We start from the raw sequence: 4429 nt of genomic DNA, 5'->3' as shown, positions 1-4429 counted from the left end.
AGCTTAACTCTAGTTGTGGGCGTGTATAAAAGAGTGTGCGATGTGAGTACGCAACCAATGCAACGGGGTAGCAAGGCAATTTCTAACTTTGAGCCCTTAAAGCCAGTTGGCGCCCTAGGCAAGTGAATGCATTTTTTGGGTTGAGTAATCTGTGAAGGCGATCCTGAAAGCCGGGGGCGGGCCTTGCACAAACCCTGTAAATTAGTCACACCCCACTCAATTGCCTATAAAATCCATAAGCAAGCACTATAATCATCAGAATATGAATATGAATATGAATTTGTAGCTGTAAAACCCCGAATTCACCAGTACTTTACTTAAAAAAGCTTATGAACTCTCCTGATAACGCCTTTAGATCGCCAAGTCGGGATGACATAGCACAAGAGGCAGAAATCTCCCTCCTCGATATTGTCAATTTCTTGGCAGATTCTTGGAAAAAGCTCGCCATTGCAGGGGTCGTGGGTGCGTTTTTGGGCTTAGGAGGCTGGTGGCTCTTGGGTAGCTACTCAGCAGAATATATTCTCCTTAACAACACCAACACCAACACCAACACCAACACCAACACCAACACCAACACCTATGCCCTAGACTTGGTGTCCTGGAAAACGATTCAAAAGAGCTTGCCTAAGCTGGCTGCTCAAGTCGATGCCGAGGGAAAAGCCCCAGAAGGTCAGGAGGGTCTCTACAAATCCTTGGCTAATGAGCAATGGTGGCAAAAAAATGTCATTCCCAGCTATGCGATTTCAAAGGCAGACACCAAGGATTTAGCTGGGATAAGTAAGGATTTGGATGCTGCCTCAACCACTATCTTAAGCTTGACACTCTCCGGTAGCGGCGCAACCAAAGAACAGTCTTTGGAGAACGTTCGCGCCGCAGCCAAGTTCTTACGCACAGGCGGCGCATATCTGCAGATACGTAACATTCTCAACAGCTACGAAGGTGAGACCATTAGCTCGGTGGCCGATATTCAGAAGAGAATCACCACCACCGAAATTGAGATGGGCTACCAGGTGCAGCGTGCCAAGAGTCTTGAGGAGTTGCATAAGCGCTTCCCGGGTGGCGCCAGTGGGGGCAACCAGGTGGTCGATCCCAAGGACTCCGGAGCCAAGTACTTGCCGATCAGCACCCAAATCATTGCGGTTAACAACGACATTAACCAGTCCAAGGAAAACCTCCAGCGACTACGGGACCGCCTCGCACAAATTGCGCTCGTGAAGACCTTTCTAGAGGAGGCAATTCCGATGGCCGAAAAGTCCTTTGACGGCTTGTCCTTGGATGCAGAGTTACTTCAGATTGAGCAAAAGCTACGCACTAAGTTAGTTAAAGACGATATCAAGGGTCAGGAAATTCTCGATCAGTTGCACGCCCAACTCCTGCAGGTCCAGGCCAGATTTACCAAGGGCTTGGAGGCTAACACGGCGCCGACTAGCAGTGGCAAGAAGGGTATGCTCAAGTCTACGGCAGCGGGTTTAGCTGCAGCGTTCTTTCTCATGCTCTTGGTGCTCCTAGGTCAGAGGGTTTGGGTGAATATCAAAAGCGGTGGTGCCAAGTGAGCAGCTGTGGGATGCTCCAAACAAAAGCATTAGAGCGGGATCGGGCATTAGCGGGCTTATCTGTTTAACTATGAAACGTTTGATTGATTTTTGAGATCAGAGATGACTATCCCAAAAGATTCCAAAATATACGTTGCTGGGCATAGGGGCTTAGTAGGCTCCGCCATTGTGCGGCGTTTGGAATCGGGTGGCTATGCCAACTTAGTAGTTCGCACCCACAAAGAATTAGATTTGTTGGATCAAGCTTCAGTGAATGCGTTTTTTGAATCAGAAAAGCCTGAATACATTTTTTTAGCAGCGGCGATGGTGGGGGGAATTCAGGCGAACAACGCTTACCCTGCTGAATTTATCTATGAGAACCTGATGGTTCAAAATAATGTCATGCATGCGGCTCATAAAGAGGGTGCCAAGTGGTTTTGTTTTTTAGGCTCCAGCTGTATTTATCCCCGCGATTGTCCGCAGCCAATTAAAGAAGAGTATTTCTTAAGTGGGCCGCTTGAGAAAACCAATGAGCCCTATGCGATAGCAAAAATTGCTGGCATTGAATTATGTAATGTCTATAACCAAGGCGATGGAACACGTTTTGTGAGTGTGATGCCAACTAATTTATATGGTCCCAACGATCATTATGACTTAGCCAAAAGTCATGTGTTGCCGGCCTTGATTCGTAAAGTGCATGAGGCTAAGTTAAGGGGCAATTCAGAATTAGTGGTGTGGGGCTCCGGAAAGCCTTACCGTGAATTTTTGTATGTTGACGATATGGCGGATGCCTGTATTTTTCTGATGGAAAATGGAATTAGCGGGGGTATGTATAACGTTGGCGTTGGTGAAGATGTGACTATTTGTGAATTGGCCGAAACAGTAATGGATGTGATCGGCTTTCAAGGGAAAATTGTGTTTGATGCCAGCAAGCCAGATGGAACGCCGCGTAAGTTGATGGATGTTGCGCGAATGACGGGCCTAGGTTGGAAGGCAAAAACTTCATTGAATGATGGTATTGCGTTAGCTTATAGAGATTTTTTACAAAGAAGTCACGATTAATACTTACATAAGTTAGATATAAAAAATGGTAAAGACAATTACAAAGTGCCGGATTTGTGGAGGGAATCAATTAACCTCTTTAATGCTGCTAGAGAACCAGGCGCTAACGGGGGTATTTCCTAAAACAAAAACCGAAAAAGTCACTAGTGGAGCAGTTGAGTTAGTGAAGTGCACTAGTTCAAACGGTTGCGGCTTAGTTCAGTTAAGACAAAGCTACGATTTAAGTGAAATGTATGGCCTAAATTACGGCTATCGATCGGGTCTTAATGCCAGTATGGTGAAGCATTTGCATTCAAAGGTAGCCAATATCTTGGGGATGAATCTCCTTCAAAAGGGCGATCTCATTATTGATATTGGCAGTAATGATGCAACTACTTTGAGAGCCTATCCCCAGAGTGAATATGACTTAGTTGGAATTGATCCAACAGGCTTGAAGTTTTCTGAGTACTATCCCAAAGAAATTCTCTTGATTCCAGAGTTTTTTTCTGCGGATGCAGTTGCCAAAGCCTTGGGCGGTAAGAGGGCAAAAGTCATTACCTCTTTTTCAATGTTTTACGATCTTGAAGACCCAATTGCTTTTGCCAAAGAGATTGAAGGCGCCCTAGCAGATGATGGTATTTGGATTTTTGAGCAGAGCTATCTTCCTGCAATGCTTCGTACAAACTCATTCGATACAATTTGTCATGAGCACCTAGAGTTTTATGCGGTTAAACAAATTTTATGGATTGCAGAAAAAGCAGGTTTAAAAGTTCTAGATATTGATTTTAATGATGTGAATGGGGGTAGCTTTTCAATTACCTGCGCTAAGGTTGGCGCGAAGTATGAGCCCAATCAGGATAAGTTAAATCAAATTTTGGCAGATGAAACACAGCTTGGATTAGATACCACTGAGGCTTTTGATGCTTTTAAAGTACGGGTTGAGCAAGCTAGAAATGACTTAATGAATTTTCTTAAAAAAGCAAAGTCAGAAGGCAAGCGAGTCTGCGGATTAGGCGCCTCAACCAAAGGTAATGTATTACTTCAATACTATGGAATCACCCAAGATTTAATTTCGGAAATTGGAGAGGTTAATAGCGATAAATTCGGATCATTTACCCCTGGGAGCTTAATTCCGCTATCCCCCGAGTCTGAGATTCTAGTTTCAAATCCAGATTATCTATTAGTGTTGCCTTGGCATTTTAGAGCTTTTTTTGAGTCGTTGGCATCAATGAAGGGTAGAAAATTAGTTTTCCCCTTACCAAAGTTTGAAATTGTAGATTTGTGACCGATTCAATCGATTGCTAATATTTTTTAATTAAATGTGAGGATTAATAAGTGAGCTTAAAAGGAAATAAAGTAGAAAATTGGAATAATGATTATTCAACTCTTGGTACTACTTATTCTAGCGAGTTAAATACTCCTGTAGCATTGCTGACAGCAATTCAGAATGAGTTTGTATGCGAGGATATTTTAAAGTATTTATCCAATAATCGATCCGCAGAGGTGCTTGAGGTGGGCTGTGGAGGAGCTCGAACTTCCGTTTATTTGGGTAAGGTTGGATTTTCTAAATTAACATTATCCGATAATGCAGAAGGCGCATTGCGACTTGCAAAGGCTAATTTAGATAAAGAGGGAATAGTTGCAACCGTTGTGAATGATGATTTATTCAATACGAATTTAGAAAAATCATCGTTTGACTGCATCATGAGCTTTGGCCTACTGGAACATTTTGAAGATTTGGACACGCTCACAAAAAGCCTTACGGGCTTTTTGAAGCCTGGAGGAATACATATTCACTGTGTTATCACTAAAAAATTTAGCACAATAATGTTGCAGGATATCGTTTTATATCCGTT

General features: G+C 43.3%; 4 protein-coding genes. All 4 read left to right on the top strand.

Annotated elements, in window-relative coordinates; all coding sequences use genetic code 11:
• Positions 1-329 precede the first annotated feature (329 nt).
• Complete coding sequence (locus tag B7Y67_RS11365) at positions 330-1553, top strand: hypothetical protein (RefSeq protein ID WP_293598740.1); 1224 nt, start codon at positions 330-332, stop codon at positions 1551-1553.
• Between the two features lie 102 nt (positions 1554-1655).
• Positions 1656-2594, top strand: a complete 939-nt coding sequence (locus B7Y67_RS11360) for a GDP-L-fucose synthase (RefSeq protein WP_293598739.1) — start codon at positions 1656-1658, stop codon at positions 2592-2594.
• A gap of 25 nt (positions 2595-2619) precedes the next feature.
• Positions 2620-3858 (top strand): class I SAM-dependent methyltransferase, encoded by a 1239-nt coding sequence (locus B7Y67_RS11355; protein ID WP_293598738.1) that lies wholly within the window; start codon positions 2620-2622, stop codon positions 3856-3858.
• A 50-nt stretch (positions 3859-3908) separates the two neighbouring features.
• On the top strand, positions 3909-4429 hold a 521-nt coding region (locus B7Y67_RS11350), incomplete at its 3' end, for a class I SAM-dependent methyltransferase (RefSeq protein WP_293598737.1).

This window comes from Polynucleobacter sp. 35-46-11, assembly GCF_002281105.1.
The sequence above is the reverse complement of the archived record's forward strand: the minus strand, read 5'-3'. Positions and strand labels throughout refer to the sequence as shown.

Excerpts from the sequence above, each read along its gene's own strand:
- B7Y67_RS11365 (WP_293598740.1), top strand. The coding sequence starts at position 330 with ATGAACTCTCCTGATAACGCCTTTAGATCGCCAAGTCGGGATGACATA.
- B7Y67_RS11360 (WP_293598739.1), top strand. The coding sequence starts at position 1,656 with ATGACTATCCCAAAAGATTCCAAAATATACGTTGCTGGGCATAGGGGC.
- B7Y67_RS11355 (WP_293598738.1), top strand. The coding sequence starts at position 2,620 with ATGGTAAAGACAATTACAAAGTGCCGGATTTGTGGAGGGAATCAATTA.